18 protein-coding genes and 1 tRNA gene are annotated in these 19219 nt (G+C 30.8%); 7 read left to right on the top strand and 12 right to left on the bottom strand.

The window, feature by feature from the left end:
• The first annotated feature begins 3 nt into the window (after positions 1–3).
• Positions 4–993 carry a quinolinate synthase NadA gene (nadA, locus tag AC5YF9_RS00915; RefSeq protein WP_415304192.1) on the top strand — a complete coding sequence of 330 codons (990 nt, stop codon included), beginning with the start codon at positions 4–6 and terminating at the stop codon, positions 991–993.
• A gap of 5 nt (positions 994–998) precedes the next feature.
• Positions 999–1832 (top strand): carboxylating nicotinate-nucleotide diphosphorylase, encoded by an 834-nt coding sequence (gene nadC, locus AC5YF9_RS00910; RefSeq protein WP_415304191.1) that lies wholly within the window; start codon positions 999–1001, stop codon positions 1830–1832.
• On the opposite strand, the gene ppdK is transcribed toward nadC, so the two are convergent.
• The 5 genes from ppdK to AC5YF9_RS00885 are packed head-to-tail and all read right to left on the bottom strand — an operon-like array spanning position 1816 to position 8235.
• Positions 1816–4491 carry a pyruvate, phosphate dikinase gene (ppdK, locus tag AC5YF9_RS00905; protein WP_415304190.1) on the bottom strand — a complete coding sequence of 892 codons (2676 nt, stop codon included), beginning with the start codon at positions 4489–4491 and terminating at the stop codon, positions 1816–1818. The genes nadC and ppdK overlap by 17 nt on opposite strands.
• Positions 4491–5678, bottom strand: coding sequence for a glycine--tRNA ligase subunit beta (gene glyS, locus AC5YF9_RS00900; protein ID WP_415304189.1), 1188 nt, complete (start codon positions 5676–5678; stop codon positions 4491–4493). Before glyS ends, ppdK begins: the two co-directional genes overlap by 1 nt.
• 10 nt (positions 5679–5688) lie before the next feature.
• Positions 5689–6555, bottom strand: a complete 867-nt coding sequence (locus AC5YF9_RS00895) for a glycine--tRNA ligase subunit beta (RefSeq protein ID WP_496169907.1) — start codon at positions 6553–6555, stop codon at positions 5689–5691.
• Positions 6555–7439 (bottom strand): glycine--tRNA ligase subunit alpha, encoded by an 885-nt coding sequence (locus AC5YF9_RS00890; RefSeq protein ID WP_415304900.1) that lies wholly within the window; start codon positions 7437–7439, stop codon positions 6555–6557. Before AC5YF9_RS00890 ends, AC5YF9_RS00895 begins: the two co-directional genes overlap by 1 nt.
• Positions 7429–8235, bottom strand: a complete 807-nt coding sequence (locus AC5YF9_RS00885) for a S49 family peptidase (protein ID WP_415304187.1) — start codon at positions 8233–8235, stop codon at positions 7429–7431. Before AC5YF9_RS00885 ends, AC5YF9_RS00890 begins: the two co-directional genes overlap by 11 nt.
• Before the next feature lie 112 nt (positions 8236–8347).
• Here AC5YF9_RS00885 and AC5YF9_RS00880 point away from each other — a divergent pair, with 112 nt between their 5' ends.
• Entirely contained in the window at positions 8348–9361 is a 1014-nt protein-coding gene (locus AC5YF9_RS00880) for a polyprenyl synthetase family protein (protein ID WP_415304186.1), read from the top strand.
• Here the strand turns inward: AC5YF9_RS00880 and pdxH are convergent.
• Positions 9358–9984, bottom strand: a complete 627-nt coding sequence (gene pdxH / locus AC5YF9_RS00875; protein ID WP_415304185.1) for a pyridoxamine 5'-phosphate oxidase — start codon at positions 9982–9984, stop codon at positions 9358–9360. The two genes, AC5YF9_RS00880 and pdxH, sit on opposite strands and share 4 nt — an antisense overlap.
• 33 nt (positions 9985–10017) lie before the next feature.
• Between pdxH and aroC the strand changes: the two genes are divergently transcribed.
• Positions 10018–11100 (top strand): chorismate synthase, encoded by a 1083-nt coding sequence (gene aroC / locus AC5YF9_RS00870; RefSeq protein WP_415304184.1) that lies wholly within the window; start codon positions 10018–10020, stop codon positions 11098–11100.
• A 10-nt stretch (positions 11101–11110) separates the two neighbouring features.
• Here the strand turns inward: aroC and dxs are convergent, their stop codons facing one another.
• Genes dxs through AC5YF9_RS00855 form a run of 3 tightly spaced genes read right to left on the bottom strand, consistent with a single transcriptional unit; the run spans position 11111 to position 14131 of the window.
• Positions 11111–13027: a 1-deoxy-D-xylulose-5-phosphate synthase gene (dxs, locus tag AC5YF9_RS00865; RefSeq protein ID WP_415304183.1), complete on the bottom strand. Its 1917-nt coding sequence runs from the start codon at positions 13025–13027 to the stop codon at positions 11111–11113.
• Positions 13024–13896 (bottom strand): polyprenyl synthetase family protein, encoded by an 873-nt coding sequence (locus tag AC5YF9_RS00860; protein ID WP_415304182.1) that lies wholly within the window; start codon positions 13894–13896, stop codon positions 13024–13026. Before AC5YF9_RS00860 ends, dxs begins: the two co-directional genes overlap by 4 nt.
• Positions 13886–14131, bottom strand: coding sequence for an exonuclease VII small subunit (locus AC5YF9_RS00855; RefSeq protein WP_415304181.1), 246 nt, complete (start codon positions 14129–14131; stop codon positions 13886–13888). The genes AC5YF9_RS00860 and AC5YF9_RS00855 overlap by 11 nt, the downstream gene beginning before the upstream one ends.
• Positions 14132–14151: 20 nt before the next feature.
• Between AC5YF9_RS00855 and AC5YF9_RS00850 the strand changes: the two genes are divergently transcribed.
• Positions 14152–15084: an L-threonylcarbamoyladenylate synthase gene (locus AC5YF9_RS00850; protein WP_415304180.1), complete on the top strand. Its 933-nt coding sequence runs from the start codon at positions 14152–14154 to the stop codon at positions 15082–15084.
• A 16-nt stretch (positions 15085–15100) separates the two neighbouring features.
• Here the strand turns inward: AC5YF9_RS00850 and AC5YF9_RS00845 are convergent.
• Positions 15101–15177, bottom strand: a tRNA-Arg gene (locus AC5YF9_RS00845).
• Between the two features lie 23 nt (positions 15178–15200).
• Between AC5YF9_RS00845 and AC5YF9_RS00840 the strand changes: the two genes are divergently transcribed.
• Both AC5YF9_RS00840 and rpoH read left to right on the top strand, forming a co-directional pair.
• Positions 15201–16181 (top strand): RluA family pseudouridine synthase, encoded by a 981-nt coding sequence (locus AC5YF9_RS00840; RefSeq protein WP_415304179.1) that lies wholly within the window; start codon positions 15201–15203, stop codon positions 16179–16181.
• Positions 16182–16235: 54 nt separating this feature from the next.
• Positions 16236–17117 carry an RNA polymerase sigma factor RpoH gene (gene rpoH, locus AC5YF9_RS00835; protein WP_415304178.1) on the top strand — a complete coding sequence of 294 codons (882 nt, stop codon included), beginning with the start codon at positions 16236–16238 and terminating at the stop codon, positions 17115–17117.
• Here rpoH and AC5YF9_RS00830 read toward each other — a convergent pair.
• Positions 17114–18406, bottom strand: a complete 1293-nt coding sequence (locus AC5YF9_RS00830; RefSeq protein ID WP_415304177.1) for an adenylosuccinate synthase — start codon at positions 18404–18406, stop codon at positions 17114–17116. The two genes, rpoH and AC5YF9_RS00830, sit on opposite strands and share 4 nt — an antisense overlap.
• Positions 18406–19218: a bifunctional hydroxymethylpyrimidine kinase/phosphomethylpyrimidine kinase gene (gene thiD, locus AC5YF9_RS00825; protein WP_415304176.1), complete on the bottom strand. Its 813-nt coding sequence runs from the start codon at positions 19216–19218 to the stop codon at positions 18406–18408. The genes AC5YF9_RS00830 and thiD overlap by 1 nt, the downstream gene beginning before the upstream one ends.
• Position 19219 lies beyond the last annotated feature (1 nt).

Genomic DNA, 19219 nt, shown 5'->3' with positions numbered 1-19219 from the left:
GACATGGAATTTACACCAGAAGTAAGAATAGCAACTGATCCTATTTATCAAAAAATCTCAAAGGTTATGCCTGAGATTGAGTGGTCAGTTCATGCTCCTTATATTCATAGAATTAATCAATTAAAAAAGGAAAAAAATGCAATTATACTTGCTCACAATTATCAAACTCCAGAAATTTATCACGGTATTGCAGATGTTGCAGCAGACTCGTTAGCTCTTGCAATTGAGGCTTCAAAAACTGAGGCTGATATTATTGTAATGGCAGGAGTTCACTTCATGGCCGAAACATCTAAGTTAATGAGTCCTGAAAAAAAAGTTTTACTTCCTGATATGACTGCTGGTTGCTCTTTATCATCGTCAATCACAGGTAAAGATGTAAGATTGTTAAAGGAAAAATATCCAGGGGTACCTGTTGTCTCATATGTAAATACCTCTGCAGATGTGAAAGCTGAAACAGATATTTGTTGCACATCTGCAAATGCAGTTAAAATTGTAGAATCTCTTGATGTTAAAAAGGTTATTTTTTTACCTGATGAATACTTAGCAAAATATGTTGCTTCCCAAACTGAAGTTGAAATTATCGCTTGGAAAGGTATTTGTATGGTTCATGACCAGTTCACTGAAAAAGAAATACATGATATTAGAGCAAAAAATCCTGGTATTAAAATAATAGCTCATCCAGAATGTCCACCTGACGTAATTAAAGCAAGTGACTTTGCTGGATCAACTGGTGGGATGATTAAATATGTTAGGGACAATCAACCTAAAAAAGTTATGATGGTTACTGAATGTTCAATGAGTGATAACATTCAAGTAGAAAACCCAAATGTAGAATTTATTAGACCGTGTAACCTTTGTCCTCATATGAAAAAAATTACATTACCAAAAATTTTAGATTGCCTAGAAAATGAAACTGGTGAAATAATTATGGACAATGAAACCATAAGTAAAGCAAGAATTCCTGTTGAAAGAATGGTTGCGATCGGTAGATAATAAAAGTGTCTCAAATTAAATTAAGCAATTATTATATCAAGAATGTTGTAAAACTTGCTTTAAATGAAGATCTGTACCCTTCTGGTGATATTACTTCAAACTTATTTAAAAATAGTAAGATAATAAAAGTTAAATTAATTTCTAACCAACAAGCTGTGATGGCCGGATTAGAATTTGCAAAACAAACATTTAAATTAATAGATAGTAAGATTAAATTTGTTACTAAAAAAAAAGAAGGTTCAGTAGTTAAAAAAAATGAACTAATTGCAACAATAGAAGGCAAAGCTGAAAATATTCTAATTGGTGAAAGAGTTGCTTTAAATTTTATAAGTCATATCTCTGGAATTGCCACTAAGACTAATCAATTTGTTAAATTGGTTAATAAAAAATGTAAAATTTGTTGCACTAGAAAAACGATTCCAACCTTAAGGGTAATACAAAAATATGCTGTTAAGTTAGGTGGGGGTGTTAACCATAGGTTTAACTTAAGTGATGAATTTCTTATTAAAGACAATCACATTGCAAGCTCTGATATTAAAACTTTAGTGTCTCTTGCAATCAAAAATAAAAAAGGAAGAAAAATTACTGTAGAGGTTGATAATTTAAATCAGCTCAAAAAAATAGTGGGTTTAAATTTTAATACAGTCTTGTTTGATAACATGAACATCAAAACCCTGAAAGCTGGTGTTAAAATGGCTGAAAAATACTATGAAACTGAAGCTTCAGGGAACGTTAATTTAAAATCTGTTAAAAAAATCGCAACAACAGGTGTTGATAGAATTTCCATTGGTAGTATCACTCACAGTGTACCAGCTATTGATTTTAAGTTAGAAATTTAGTTTTTTTAAATAATTCGGCTTGAGCCGCAGCCAATCTTGCAATTGGAACTCTGTATGGTGAGCAAGAAACGTAATCTAAACCTACATTTGCACAAAAATGAATACTTTTAGGATCTCCACCATGTTCTCCACAAATTCCAAGTTTAATTTTTTTATTTTGTCTTCGCCCTTTTTCAACTGCAATTTCTATTAAATCACCCACTCCATCATCAATCGAAATAAATGGATCTATAGAAAAAATTTTATTTTCAATATAATCGTTTAAAAATTTACCACTATCATCCCTGCTCAACCCGAATGTTGTTTGGGTTAAATCGTTAGTACCAAAACTGAAAAATTCCGCATGTTTTGCTATGTCGTCTGCTTTAATGGCAGCTCTTGGCAACTCAATCATAGTACCAACTAAATAATCAACTTTAACTTTTTTATCTTTTTGAACTTCTCTTGAAACTCTAACCACTAAGTCCTTCATTATTCTAATTTCAGCTTCTGTTGAAACTAAAGGGATCATGATTTCAGGGAATGCTGATTTAATTTTTTTTATCTTAAGTTCAGACAAAGCTTCAAAGATTGCCCTACATTGCATTTCATAAATTTCTGGAAATGAAATTCCCAATCTGCAGCCCCTATGACCTAGCATTGGGTTTTGTTCGTGTAATTCATTAATTCTAGATTCAATTTCTTTTAATGGTAGACCCACAACTTTTGCAACATCATTAATTTCTTTTTCAGTTTTAGGAAGAAACTCATGTAACGGTGGATCTAATAATCTAACCGTGACAGGCAAATCCCTCATAATCTTAAATATTTCAATAAAATCTTTTCTTTGATGTGGTAAAAGTTTTGCTAAAGCTTTATTTCTATCCACCACTGTTTTTGATAAAATCATCTCTCTAACTGATAAAATTCTTTCTTCATCAAAAAACATATGCTCTGTTCTACAAAGACCAATACCTTCTGCTCCGAAATCTCTTGCTGTTTTTGTATCTAGTGGTGTTTCAGAATTAGTTCTAATTTTTAATTTTCTAAACCCATCAGCCCAACTCATTAGTTTTGAAAAATCTCTAGACATCTCAGGTTTAACCGTTGGCACTTCTCCTAAAATAATTCTTCCAGTGGAGCCATCAATTGTAATAACTTCACCTTCTTTAACTACAATAGATGATGTTTTAAAAGTTTTAGCCTCATAATTAATATCAATTTCACTAGAGCCAGACACACATGGTCTTCCCATTCCTCTCGCAACAACCGCAGCATGACTGGTCATTCCACCTCTTGCAGTTAAAATACCTTTAGCAGCATGCATGCCATGAATATCTTCTGGGGATGTTTCAACTCTAACCAAGATAGTATCTTGCATGACTTCATTTAATCTCTCGGCTTCTTCTGATGAAAAAACAACCTTACCACTTGCTGCCCCAGGTGAGGCTGGTAGTCCATTCGCTATAACATTTACCAAACTTTTTTCATCCAATGTGGGGTGTAATAAGGTGTCCAAAGAAGCCGGATCTATTCTCATTACCGCTTCTTTTTTAGAAATTAATTTTTCTTTAACCATGTCAACTGCAATTCTAACCGCAGATTTTGAAGTTCTTTTTCCAGCTCTTGTCTGCAACATCCACAACTTATTATTCTCAACAGTAAATTCAACATCTTGCATATCTTTATAATGTTTTTCTAAAACTTTTAGGATTTTATCTAATTGTTTAAATACTTTTGGCATAGATTCTTCCATAGAAGACTCTTTTGCTTTTGCATCTTTTCTTGCTTTTTTTGTTATGTATTGAGGAGTTCGTGTTCCAGCTACAACATCTTCTCCTTGTGCATTAATTAAGTATTCTCCATAAACTTCATTAACCCCATCGGATGGATTTCTTGTAAAAACGACTCCAGTTGCACAATCATCTCCCATGTTACCAAATACCATAGACTGAACATTAACTGCAGTTCCCCATTCAGCAGGAATCTGATTTAATTTTCTATAAACTTTTGCTCTATTGCTCTCCCAAGATAAAAACACTGCACTAATTGCACCAAGTAATTGATCATGCACATTTTGTGGAAATTCTTTTTTCGTTTGATCTTTAACAACTTTTTTAAAGTCATTTATTAAACCCTGCCAATCATCTGCGTCTAAATCTGTATCTAGAAGAACCCCTTTAGTTAATTTATAATTTTCTATTAGCTCTTCAAAATGATAACTCTCGACTCCCATTACAACATTTCCATACATTTGGATAAACCTTCTATAGCTATCTTTTGCAAATCTTATATTAGAAGTTTTATTTGAAAGTGCGATTACAGTTTTATCATTCAAACCTAAATTTAAAATTGTATCCATCATACCAGGCATAGACACTCTAGCACCAGATCTAACAGATAGTAATAATGGGTTTTTTAAATCACCAAATTTTTTTCCAACTTCTTTTTCAATAGTTTTTAATTCTTTTTTTATAGTGCTAACTATTTGTGAATTTAATTTTTTTTTATCTTTATAAAATAACTCACACACTTTAGTTGAGATAGTAAATCCTGGAGGAACAGGTAAACCTATTCTTCCCATTTCAGAAAGATTGGCACCTTTTCCACCCAAAAAATTTTTTGGGTTTTTTATTTTTTTTGATTCTTTAGATTTAAAATTTAAAATTAGTTTATTCACTATTTGGTCTCAATATTTGAAAAGTTTATGTAATTATTAAAGGTTCTACATAACATTTGTAAAAGTTCCAATCTGTTTTTTTTGATATTTTTATCTTCATCATTAACTTTTACATTATCGAAAAAATCAAAAATCACTTTTTTTGCACTGGCTAAATTCATAAGCGTTTCCTCGTAATTTTCATCTTTATTTATATTTGTAAAATATTTCCTTAATTCATTAATCTTTTTTAATAAATTTTTCTCATAATCATTTTTAAAAATACCAGGGTCAGTTGTATTTGATAATTCAAGATCAATATTTTTTAATTCACTTTCTAGTATACTTGAAGCTCTTTTGTAGCTTGCCATTATATCTTCTCCAATTTCTTTTTTAATTAAATTATTTAAAGTTAAGGCTTTTTTATATATTTTATTCATATGGTCTATTCCATATGAACCTAAGCTAGCTTCAGCAATATCTGCTCTAATTTTCTTTTCTTTCATATAATATTTTAATCTGTCCATTAAAAACTCTGCTAATTCTTTTTGAGATAAATCATTTGATAGCTCGAAGCCTTGGTCCTTATGTAAAGAAGTTGAGTAACTAATTAGATCTTTAATTTTAAATTCTTTATTATTATCAATTAATAATCTTATAACTCCTAATGCTGATCTTCTTAGTGCATAAGGATCTTTTGAACTTGTTGGTTTTTGATCAATTCCAAAGAACCCTACTAAAGTATCAATCTTATCAGTTAAAGCTAAAGCAATACTGAATGGTTTTTTTGGAGTTTTGCTATCAAGACCTGTTGGCAGATAATGTTCACTTACTGCTAGTGCTATTTCTTTATCAAAACCTTGTACTTCAGCAAAATAACCACCCATAATACCTTGAAGTTCAGGAAATTCTCCAACGATATCAGAAATTAAATCTACTTTACAAATTGATGCTGATAGTTCGACTTGATCTTTACTAATTAATAACTCATCAGAGATCATTCCTCCAAGTTTTCTCATCCTTTGAATTTTATCAAAATAAGATCCAAGACCTTTAAAATAATTCATAGTTTTTAATTTTGATACTTGTTTAACTAAATTTTGAGATTTATTTTTTTCCCAAAAGAATTGTGCATCACTTAATCTTGCTTCCACAACTCTTTCATTACCTAATTTTATATATCCTTTTATATCTTTATTATTTGCCACTACTAAAAATTCATTGGTGATTTTTTTTTTTATCAAAAGTTGGAAAATATTTTTGATGATATTGCATTGTAATTATTAAAATTTCTTTTGGAATATTCAAAAATTTTTTGTCAAATTTACACACTATAACATTAGGTTGCTCCACTATATCCGTAACTTCATCTAAAAGTTTGGTATTAGACTCAATAATAAAATTGTTTTTGATGGATATTCTTTCAATTTCTTTAATAATAAATTCTTTTCTTGGTACATGGTCTATAATTATGCCTGATTGATTAAAAAAATCTTTATAACTTTTAAAATTTTTAAATATTTTTTTTTTATCTTCAAATTCTTTATCTGTAAATGTAGTGTTGGAACATATTAAATGATGAAATTTAAAACCTAAACTTTTATTGTCAAAAACAGCTAAAATAGATTTTAATGGTCTTGCCCAGTTGAGACTATAGTTTCCCCATCTCATTGATTTTTTCCATTGTAATTTATCAAGGATTAAAGGGGTGTACTCTTCAAGCAAATCAATTGTATTAATTTTACTTGAAGGTTTTTTAAAGAAGTAAAATTCCCCTTTTTCTATCTTTTTTTTAAGTAAGTCTTTTTTATTTATTTGATTTGACCTTAAAAAACCCTCTACAGCTTTTTCTGGAGCGTCAACATTTGGCCCTTTTATCTCTTCGGCTTTTTGTATTATTTCTTTAGACAAATCCTCAAATAAAATTATAAGACGATTTGGTGTTGAAAAGGACGAACTTTTCTTGAATGAAATTTGTTTTTCTTCAAATAACTTTTGAAAGCTTTCTAATAAGGTATTACGTGAATTTCGCTGTAAACCAGATGGTATCTCTTCACTAAATAATTCTAAAAAAAATTCTGACATTAATCTGTTTGACTGCTCAACCAGCTTTCAGCAACTGCTTTTGTAATATCTCTAATTCGTCCTATATATCCAGCTCTTTGAGCAACACTTATAACGCCTCTTGCATCCAAAATATTAAATACATGACTTGCTTTTAAGCATTGATCATATGCTGGTAGTGAAATTTTTTTATCTACTAATGACTTTGCTTCAAGCTCATGCATATCAAACATTTTAAATAGATTATCTGTATTAGCATGTTCAAAATTATATGCGGAAAACTCTTTTTCAGCTTGAAGGAATACGTCTCTATATTTTACACCTTCGTCATTCCATAATAGATCATAAACGTTTTTCTTTTGTTGAGTAAACATGCAAATTCTTTCAAGGCCATAAGTAATCTCAACTGAAACTGGCTTGCATTCAATTCCTGCCATTTGCTGAAAGTATGTAAATTGAGTAATCTCCATTCCATCACACCAAACCTCCCAACCTAGTCCTGCAGCACCCAGTGTTGGACTTTCCCAGTCATCTTCAACAAATCTAATGTCATGCTCTTTATGATTAATACCAATCACAGTAAGACTATTTAAATAAATTTTTTTGATATTATCTGGTGATGGTTTTATCAAAACTTGAAATTGATAATAATGTTGCAATCTATTTGGGTTTTCTCCATACCTTCCATCCGTAGGTCTTCTTGATGGTTGAACATAAGCTGCCTTCCAAGGTTTAGGACCCAATGATCTTAAAGTTGTAGCAGGATGAAAAGTTCCAGCTCCAACTTCCATGTCATATGGTTGCAGAATAATACAACCTTGTTTGCCCCAATATTTTTGAAGATTCAAAATAGTATCTTGAAATGATTGAAATTTAGGTTTTGTAATTTTTTCTTTAGAAGCCATATCTTTGCCAGATAGATCTTTCTTCCACAATATTAGCTAGTTGATCCATTTGATTACTAGAAGATGAGAACTTTTTACTTAACCAACCTTTAGATTTTTCGAATTTTTTAATAACAATGTCTTCACCAAATTTTTCTTTCAAAATTTCGTTTGCATTACCCAATCCATCTACTAGTCCTAGTTCTTTAGCCTTGCTTCCTGCCCAAAACTCACCTGAAAATAATTCAATTTCATTTTTATTAAGCTTAGAACCTCTGCTTTCCTCTACCACTTGAATAAAATCTTTATGGAGGTCTAATTGAATACTTTTAAGTCTTTCAATATCCTCTGTTTTTTCCTCTTGAAATGGATCAAGTGAACTTTTATTTTTTCCAGCCGTATGTACCCTTCTTTCAACACCAATTTTTTTTATCAGCTCCGTAAATCCAAAAGATGAGTAGATAACTCCTATAGAGCCAATAATGGAGCTAGAATTTGCATATATTTCATCACCCGCGCAAGCTATTAAATATCCACCAGAGGCTGCAACATCTTCAGCAAATACTATAACTTTAATTTTATTTTTTTTGGCTTGAGCTCTAATGAATTTATAAATTAAGTGCGATTGTACAGGCGATCCACCTGGTGAATTTATAGTAATTGCTACTGCCTTTGCCTTTTTTAGAGAAAAGGCTTTTTCAATGATCTCTTCTTGTCCTGCAAAATCTATGCCTTGCTTAAACTTTCCTGCATTACCAATCACACCATTTAGCTTGATGTGAGCTATTATTTTTTTCTTTTTAAAAAAAGAGAACATTGTTAATCCTTATAGAATTTTTGATATAATATAAAGCCTACTTATAGTTGAAGATTAAGGTGCGTCAATTGATAAGTAATAAATATAACTTAATTATACTAACTTATTTTTTATGGGAACAGTTGTTCAGCTTAGAAACCAAATAAACAATTCTTATTTTCAACTAAAGGATTCCGTTGATGAAAAATTAGTTTTAGTTGAGGAAAAGATTAAGTCAAAACTTTTGAGTGAGGTTGATTTAGTACAAAAAATGACTGACTACCACATAGAAACTGGTGGGAAAAGATTGAGAGCTCTATTAACTCTTGGATCAGCTAAGTTATGTGGATATACAAAAGGTGGTCGAGATATTAATTTAGCCGCATGTGTAGAAATGATACATGGTGCAACGTTAATGCATGATGATGTTATTGATCTCGGAAATATAAGAAGAGGAAAAAAAACATTAAATTCAATTTGGGGAAATCACTCTTCTGTACTGGTCGGAGACTATCTTCTAAGTAGGTGTTTTGAAATGATGGTAGAAGATGGAAATTTGGAAGTTCTAAAACTTTTATCCTCAACTTCATCAAAAATTGCTCAAGGAGAAGTATTGCAACTACAACATAAAGGTGAAGTTGACATGTTAGAAGAAACTTATCTTAAAATTATAACAGCTAAAACAGCCGAGCTTTTCTCTGCAGCAACTAAAGTTGGGGCTATTTTATCTAATAAAGAAACAAAGGAAAAAGAAGCACTAGAGTTTTATGGAAAAAACTTAGGTTTAACATTTCAAATTGCTGATGATACTTTGGATTATAACTCTGATTTAAAATTTTTTGGTAAAAAGATTGGCAAAGATTTTTTTGAAGGTAAGATTACCTTACCTGTAATTTTATTATTTCAAAATATAACCTCTATAGAAAAAGAAAAATTAAAAAATATTTTCAAGCAAGAAACTAGGTCTGATGAGGATTTAAATTTTACTTTAGAGCTTATTAAGAAATATAATATAATTAAAGAATGTTACAAAAAAGCTGAACACTACATTAATCTTGCTTCAAATTCTTTAACAGCATTCAAAGATAGTGATGAAAAAAAAATTTTAGAAAATCTTACTTCATTTAGTCTGGAAAGAAGTTTCTAAGGGCTTAATAAAGACTTGGTCCAGTTACCCACATCATCTTTAATATATTTAAGCCTTTCGTGAATTCTACTATCTCCATCTAACCAAAATTCTATACTTGCAGGCATTAAATTCCAACCTGACCAATAATCTGGTCTTGGAACTTCATTTTTATTATAATATTTTCTTTTGTACTCCTCTATTGAATTTAAAAGTTCCTCTCTATTATTTAAAATAGAGCTCTGTTTCGAGGCCCATGCTCCGATCCGGCTTTCATATCCTCTGGTATTGTAATATTCATCAGCTACTTTATTAGAAACTTTTTGCACTGTTCCGTTAATTCTTACTTGTCTTAAGAGGCTTTTCCAATGAAAACACATTGCTGCTTTTGGATTATTCTTTAATTCATTCCCTTTTTGACTATTTAAATTGGTATAAAAAACAAATCCATTTTTATTAAAGTCTTTTAATAAAACCATCCTAATTGATGGAGAGTTATTATGATCGGAAGTTCCTAACGCCACTGCATTTGGATCGTTTGGCTCTGTTTTTCTTGCTTTATTCATCCAAATTTCAAATAAGTCTATTGGATCATTCTTATCTAAAAAGCATTTATTAAGGCCTAATGAGTTTTTTTGATTCATAATTTTAACAAAATAATCTATATAATATTGATAATGTCATTTAATACTTTTGGAAAGCAATTTCGTTTCACAACTTGGGGAGAATCTCATGGTCTTGCAATTGGGTGCGTTGTTGATGGATGTCCACCCAATATAAACCTAAAAGAACAAGATATCCAGGTAGAACTGGACAAAAGAAAACCTGGACAGTCAAAATTTACCACACAGAGAAAAGAAGACGATAAAGTTCAAATTTTATCAGGAATATTTGAGGGTAAAACAACTGGAACACCTATTTCTTTAATTATCTATAATCAAGACATGAGATCAAAAGATTATGGAAATATCAAAGATAAGTTTAGACCAGGACATGCTGATTTTACGTATTTTAAGAAATATGGAATAAGAGATTACCGTGGTGGTGGAAGATCTTCTGCAAGAGAAACAGCTTCAAGAGTTGCAGCAGGTGCGATTGCTAAAAAAGTTTTAGAAAATAAATTAGGTAAAAAGTTTAAAGTGGTTGGTGCTGTTACTCAATTAGGAATATTGGGATGTGATACCACTAAATGGAGTGATCTAACAATTAATAAAAATCCATTTTTTTGCCCAGATAAAAACATGGTCAAACTTTGGGAAAAATATTTGTTAGATATAAGAAAATCAGGATCTTCTTGTGGAGCAGTAATTGAAGTGCGAGCTAAAGGAATTCCTGTTGGTTTAGGCGCTCCTATTTATTCTAAATTAGATATGGATATTGCTTCTGCAATGATGAGTATCAATGCTGTTAAAGGTGTTAATATTGGCTCAGGAATGAATTCTGCGAAATTAAGTGGCGAACAAAACTCAGATGAAATTTCACAAAAAGGTAAAAAATTAAAATTTAACTCTAATAATGCAGGTGGAATTCTTGGAGGAATTTCTACAGGACAAGAAATTATTGTTTCATTTGCTGTTAAGCCAACCTCTTCTATTTTAACAACTAGAAAAACTATAAATAAATTTGGAAAAAATACTACTATCTCAGTTAAGGGTAGACATGACCCTTGTGTTGGAATACGTGCGGTCCCTGTAGGAGAAGCAATGATGAATTGTGTTTTATTAGATCACTATCTAATGAATAAAGCTCAATGTAGTTAATATTTTAAATTTAATTCTTAACTGCTTTAATCGAATCTTTTGTAAATAAAATATCTAGTATTTTTTTTGATATTTGGGATGCATTAAGACCTGCAACGTCGTACATTTTTTTTGGACTATCTTGTTCTATAAAAGTATCAGGTAATGTCATAGATCTAAATTTTAGACCTCTGTCAAATATACCTTTTTCTGCTAATAAATTTTTAACATGAGAACCAAAACCTCCTATAGATCCCTCTTCTACAGTAATCATTACCTCATGCTCTCTGGCACACTTTAAAATAAGTTCTTGATCCAAAGGTTTGACAAACCGTGCATCGACTATTGTTGAATTAACCCCTTTATTTTTTAATTCTTCGGCTGCAATCTTACATTCTTCTAATCTTGTTCCTATACTCAAAATACAAACTTGTTTTCCTTCTTGAATAACCTTTCCTTTTCCTATTTCTATTTTCTCATCTATAGATGGCAATTCCAATCCAACTCCAGTTCCTCTAGGATATCTAATTGCACTAGGCTTGTCATTTATATCAACAGAAGTATTAATCATTTTAACTAGTTCCGATTCATCACTTGGGGCCATGACTATAAAATTAGGAAGTGTAGAAAGATAAGTAATATCAAATGAGCCAGCATGAGTGGATCCATCAGCACCTACCAAACCTGCTCTATCAATTATGAACCTCACAGGTAAACTTTGAATGGCCACATCATGAACCACTTGGTCGTATGCTCTTTGTAGAAAAGTCGAATAGATTGCAACATAAGGCTTATAACCTTCGGTTGATAATCCTGCAGCGAAAGTAACTCCATGCTGCTCAGCGATCCCTACATCAAACATTCTTTTTGGAAAAGCTTTGGCAAAAACATCCATTCCTGTTCCACCTGGCATTGCAGCTGTAACTCCTACAATTTTACTGTCTCTTTCCCCATGTTTAACCAAAGTATTTGCAAAAACTTTTGTATAGGCTGGCAGATTGGTTCCACTTTTTACTTGCTCTCCAGTTACAACATCAAATTTTGAAACACCATGATAATGATCGGTTGCTTTTTCAGCATATGAATAACCTTTTCCTTTTTTAGTTTTAATATGAATCATAATCGGGCCTTGATATTTTGAGTCCCTTGCGTTTTTTAAAATTGGTAGAAGAGTTGTCAAATCGTGTCCATCAATTGGACCAACATAATAAAATCCTAAAGAATTAAAAAGAGTACCACCCGTTACGGCTGAACGTAAAAAATCTTCAGCTTTTCCAGCGTTTGCACTAAATCTTTTAGAAAAAGCTGAAGTGATTAATTTAAATGTTTCTCTTAAATTAAAATAAATTTTTCCTGTTAAAAGTTTAGCTAAATAAGTTCTCATAGCGCCTACTGGTTTTGCAATAGACATGTCATTGTCATTTAAAATAACAATCATTTTTGTTTTTGAAGCGCCTGCATTATTCATGGCTTCATAGGCCATACCAGCACTAATTGCCCCGTCTCCAATAACGGCAATTACATTGTTTGATTTATTGGATAATTTATTTGCCTCAGCTATCCCTAATGCTGAAGATATAGATGTGGAACTATGTGCAGCACCAAAAGGATCGTATTCACTTTCAGACCTTTTAGTAAATCCAGACAAACCATTACCCTGTCTTAAAGTTTTAATTTTAGCTTTTCTTCCTGTTAGAATTTTGTGAGGATAAGTTTGATGACCCACATCCCAAATTAGCTTGTCATTGGGAGTATCAAATATGTAATGCAAGGCAACTGTTAGCTCAACAACGCCCAAACCTGCCCCTAAATGTCCACCTGTTTCAGAAACTGCATTAATCATCTCACGTCTGACTTCATTAGATAGCTCTTGAAGATTATTTTCAGACAACTTTCTTAAATCAGAAGGGAAATTAATATTTTTTAAAAATTTATATTCTTGTGTCATTTGTTTCTTGTTAAAATATAATTTAAAGTCTCATTTAAATTACTAGTGTTAGAATTATATTTTTTTAAATCATTGATTATTTTAGATTTAATTTTATCACTATACTTAATAGCATTTTGATATCCTAGTAAACTGATTAAAGTAGCTTTACCTTTCTTTTTATCTTTCCCAGTTATTTTTCCTGCAATTTTAGAAGAGCCTTTAAAATCAATAAGATCATCTGCTATTTGAAATAAAAGACCTATATTCCCACCAATATTTTCAAAAAATTTTATATCTTTATTATTTTTCTTTTTAATAATGACTGGTACAGCACAACAAAAGCTAAATAGCTTTCCAGTTTTTTTTATTTCCATATCTATAATTTTATTTTTAGAAATTTTTTTCTTCTCAAAGCTTAGATCTAAATACTGTCCCCCAGCAATACCTAGGTGTCCTGAAGACTCAGACAATTTTTGAACTAATTCTACTTTTGTTTTTTCATTAATCTTTAAATTTGAACAAGTTAAAATTTCAAAAGCCATTGTTAAAAGAGAATTTCCTGCAAGTACTGCTGTGGACTCACCAAATTTAATATGAGTAGAAGGCTTTCCTCTTCTTAATTTATCATTATCCATACATGGCAAATCATCATGGATGAGTGAATAAGCATGAATACACTCTACCGCAGCGCCTATAGCAATTAATATTTTATATTCAATTTTAAATACAGCTCCTATATCTAATAAAATTTTTGATCTAATTTTTTTTCCTCCTGGAAATAAACCATACTCCATGGCTGTAACTAATTCTGTTCTTTTCTGTTTCTTAATAAACTTTTTTAAAAATAAATTGGTATCTTCTGCTATTCTAACAAGTTTATCTATCATTTTTCTTTGAAGTTATATTATTAATTTTTTTCTTTGTTTCTTCATTGATTATTTTTGAAGTCTTTTGAAATTTTTTTTCGATAATATTATTTAATTTTAATAGTTCTTGATAAGAATCAATTGAGTTCTGAAGATCTTTTTCTGCTTCTAAAGATTCAATAATATTATTTGCTTCTTTTGTTAGCTCTTCAAGAGATTGAGAGTTATTATCAGGTGGTAAATTTTTATCTTTCATATAATAATAATTATTAATACATGAAATCTAATCAATCAAATATCAAAAAAGCAAAAAAATACCTTAATAAAAATTACTGTATAGGCGTCCCAACTGAAACTGTTTATGGCTTAGCAGCTAATGCCTACATGGATTCCGCAATAAAAAAGATTTTTAGTTTAAAAAAAAGGCCTAAAAATAACCCCTTAATTGTTCATTATCACGATATTGATTCTCTAGAAAGAGATTGTTTAATAAATGAAAATTTCATCAAACTTTATAAAAAATTTTCTCCTGGTCCGATAACATACGTATTAAAATTAAAGAAAGATTCTAAAATTTCTAAATACGTTACTAATAATCAAAAAAGCTTAGCGGTAAGATTACCAAAACACACTCTATTTAAAAATTTACTAAAACAATTAAATTATCCATTAGCAGCACCTAGTGCTAATATCACTACAAAAGTAAGTGCAGTTAAAGCTAAAGATGTTAAAGAAGAATTTGGTAATAAAATTAAATATATTTTAGATGGTGGAGCGTGTGCAATTGGCATCGAATCCACTATCATTAACCTTATAGGTGAGCCCACTATATTAAGATTGGGTGGTTTAGATATTTCAAAAATCCAAAAAGTTTTAGGATTTAAATTAAATATAACAATTAACCCTAAGAAGAAAATTGCACCAGGCCAATCTCGTCTTCATTATTCTCCTGGTATACCTCTGAGAATGAATATAATTAAGCCAAAAGATGATGAAGCATTTATAATAATTAAAAAAAGAAAAACTAAGTTAAAAAATTATTTTTATTTAACTACTAAAAATAACTTAGATGAAGCTGCAAAAAACCTATACTCTTGTTTAAGAAAAATAAAAAATAAAGGGTACAAATCAATTGCTGTAGAAAAAATTTCTAATAAAGGATTGGGAAAAGTTATAAATGATAGATTGCAGAGGGCCTCTAGATATTAAATACTTAACTTAATTATGGTGCGCCACATAGGAGTCGAACCTATAACCCCCAGATTCGAAATCTGGTGCTCTATCCAGTTGAGCTAGCAGCGCATATAGTATTAATATTACATTTTATGGAAAAAAACATTAATTTAATAGTTGAGACAAATGAGAATAATCTTCGACTTGATGTATTCGTTAACAAAAGAGAGAAGTTAATTAGTAGAACTAGAATTAAAAACTTAATTTTAAAAGAAAAATTAAAGTTAAATAATATAATTGTTAACAGTCCTTCAAAAAAAATATGTACTGGTGATAAAATAGATCTTCAAATTCCAGAACCAAAAGAAGCTTCATTAAAACCTTATGATTTCAAATTAAAAATTGTTTATGAAGATGATGATTTATTAATAATTGATAAACCAGCTGGAATAATCATGCACCCTGGAGCCGGTAATTATGATGAAACAATTGTTAATGCTTTAATGCACTATAATAAAGATTCATTATCTACAATTGGAGATGAATTAAGACCAGGTATTGTGCACAGAATAGATAAAGACACTTCTGGGTTAATAGTTATAGCAAAAAATAATATTACACATGAAAATTTATCTCATCAATTCAGTGAACATACAATTACAAGAGTTTATCAACTTTTAATTTGGGGGAAGCTTAGACCTTCATCTGGAAAAATTGATACTTTTATAACTAGGAGTTCAAAGAATAGACAGATGATGGAAGTTAGTAGCTCCAAAGGAAAAAGGGCAATAACTAATTATAAAACTATAGAAATTTTTGAAAATGATAAAACTCCCACACTAAGTTTGGTTGAGTGTAGATTAGAAACGGGAAGAACGCACCAAATAAGAGTTCACATGACACATATGGGCAACAGCATTATGGGTGATGGTAAGTATAAAAAGAAATACAAAAAGCTTAAAAATATCGACACTAGTTTAGAAAATCTAATTTATAAATTGGATAGACAATTTCTACACGCTCATACACTGGGCTTCATTCACCCCAAAACTAATGATGAAATGACTTTTACCTCAATTTTGCCACAAGAACTTGAAAATATTCTAGTATTGCTTAGAAACACTGGCAAATAAGATCTTGAAATATTACAATAATTAATTAAATAAATACAACTTATGAGAACTACGATGAATAACAATCTTCCTGCACTTTCAAATGAGGGTGGCCTATCTGCTTACCTTGAGCAAATTAAAAAATTTCCTATGTTAGCAGCTGAAGAAGAATATATGCTGGCAAAAAATTGGAAAACAACTGGAAACGTTAAAGCTGCAGAAAAACTTGTAACCAGTCACCTTAGACTTGTTGCTAAAATTGCGATGGGTTATAGGGGATATGGTCTTCCAGTTAATGAGATGATTTCAGAGGGAAATGTTGGCTTAATGCAAGCTGTTAAAAAATTTGAACCTGAAAAGGGTTTTAGATTGGCAACCTATGCAATGTGGTGGATTAGAGCCTCTATTCAAGAATATATATTAAGATCTTGGAGTTTAGTTAAAATAGGCACAACAACTGCACAAAAAAAATTATTTTTTAATTTAAAGAAGATTAAAAATCAAATTGCTCCACAGTCAGAAGGTGATTTAAGGCCTGAACATGTAAATGAAATAGCGAATAAACTAGATGTTAGCGAACATGAGGTTGTCTCAATGAATAGGAGGCTTTCTGGCAAAGAATTTTCTTTAAATGCTCAAGTTGGTGAGGATGGTGATGAGTGGCAAGACTGGTTGGTTGATAAAGAGCTAGATCATGACCTTAAATTTGCACATCAAGAAGAGATGGGGCAAAGACAAAATCTATTGAAAGATTCTATAAAAATTCTTAATGAAAGAGAAAGAGAAATTTTATATTCTAGAAGATTAAATGATGAACCTACAACGCTCGAGGATCTAAGTAAAAAATATAAAATAAGCAGGGAAAGAATTAGACAAATAGAAAATAAAGCTTTTGAAAAACTTCAAAAACACATGTTATTATCCGCCAAATCTAAAAATTTACTTCCAGTAAACTAAGCTTCAAAAGGGTTTTCTAGAAGAATTGTATCTTCTCGTTCAGGACTTGTCGAAATACTTGAAATTTTAGTTCCTATAAAATCTTCTAAAGCGTAAATATATTTTTTTGCATTTTCTGGTAAAGCCTCAATATTTTTTATTCCCTGAGTAGAACTTTTCCATCCAGGAAAAGTTTTATAAATTGGTTTTATCTTAAGCTGATCCTCAACTGCAGCAGGAAGATAATCCATTTTTTTTCCATCCAATTCATACTCAACACACATTTTTATTTCATCAAGTTCATCTAAAACATCTAATTTGGTTAATGCAATTCCATCTATTCCTGAAATTTTGATTGTTTGTCTGACCAAAACCCCATCGAACCAACCACATCTTCTCTTTCTACTTGTTACTGTTCCAAATTCTTTTCCTCTTGATCCAAGCAACTCTCCCGTTTCATCAGTTAGTTCCGTAGGAAATGGACCTTCTCCAACTCTAGTTGTGTAAGCTTTTGTTATACCAAGTACATAATGGATGGAGTTTGGCCCACAACCAGTTCCTGTAGCAGCAGCAGATGCAACGGTATTGGATGATGTTACAAAAGGATACGTGCCATGATCAACATCTAATAGAATTCCTTGTGCACCCTCAAATAGTATTTTCTTTTCTTTTTTTTTAAATTCATCAATTCTAAGCCATACTGGTTGAGAAAACTTTAATATTTCTGGAGCAATTTTTAATAGGTCTTCTTTTAACTTATCTTTTTCAAAAATTTTTTTACCTAATCCTTTTCTAATTGCATTATGGTGAAGAAGTACAGTTTCCAGTCTATGATCAAGGTTTGTTTCAGATCTTAAATCCATAACACGGATAGATCTTCTTCCAACTTTATCCTCATAAGCAGGTCCAATTCCACGTCTTGTAGTGCCAATCTTTCCCTTTCCAGCTGCATCTTCTCTTATTTCATCCATCTCTCTATGAAAAGGCAAAATAAGGTTTGCAGATTCAGATATTATAAAATTATTTATATTTACCTCAACACCTTTAAATCTAATTTCTTCAATTTCTTCTAATAGTGCCCAAGGGTCAACTACAACTCCATTGCCAATAATAGAAATTTTATTTTTTCTAACAATTCCAGAAGGAAGTAATCTCAATTTATAAGTAACACCATCAATAACTAGTGTGTGCCCAGCATTGTGACCACCTTGAAAACGAATAACAACATCAGCCTGATCTGATAACCAGTCAACTATTTTGCCTTTTCCTTCGTCTCCCCACTGTGATCCAACAACTACTACATTTTTCATTATTTAAATTTTTTATTTATTATTATTGAACTCAAATGATTTATAGGACCATGGCCTTTACCATAATTTAGGTTAGATCTTATGGAATTATTTACATACTTAGTTGCTAGCTCACAAGATTTCTTTAATGTTTTTCCACATGCAAAGAATGTGGAAATAGCAGATGACAGCGTACAACCAGTTCCATGCGTATTGCTGGTTGTAATTCTTCTATTTTTTATAAGCATAATTTCTTTTTTGTTAACAAAAATATCTTGGACCACTCTAGAATCTAAATGACCACCTTTTATAAAAACATTTTTTGCCCCTAATTTCATCAAAATACTTGCAGCAAGAATCATGTCTTCTTTATTTTTTATTACAGTATTAGTTAATATTTCGGCTTCTGGGATATTTGGCGTTATCAAGCTAACTTTTTTTATTAATTCATTTTTTAATAGTTGAACTGCTTTTTCATCTATCAGTTTGGCTCCACCTTTAGCAATCATAACAGGGTCTAAAACTATTTTTTTAACTTTAATAAGATCCAAAGAACGAATTACAGATTTTATTACATTAGCAGAATGTAGCATTCCTATCTTTATCGCATCAGGCTTAATGTCTCTTGAAGTAAATTCTATTTGGTCAGAAATTTTTTTTGGTTCAATAGACACTATCGATTTAACACCTGTTGTATTTTGAATTGTTACAGCTGTTATTGCGGTCATTGCATATGAGCCTAGAGCAGTAATAGTTTTAATGTCAGCTTGAATTCCAGCACCTCCGGATGAGTCTGAACCAGCAATAATTAATATTTTAGACTTTGGTTTCAAT

The organism is Candidatus Pelagibacter sp. uisw_098, assembly GCF_059512505.1.
The sequence above is the reverse complement of the archived record's forward strand: the minus strand, read 5'-3'. Positions and strand labels throughout refer to the sequence as shown.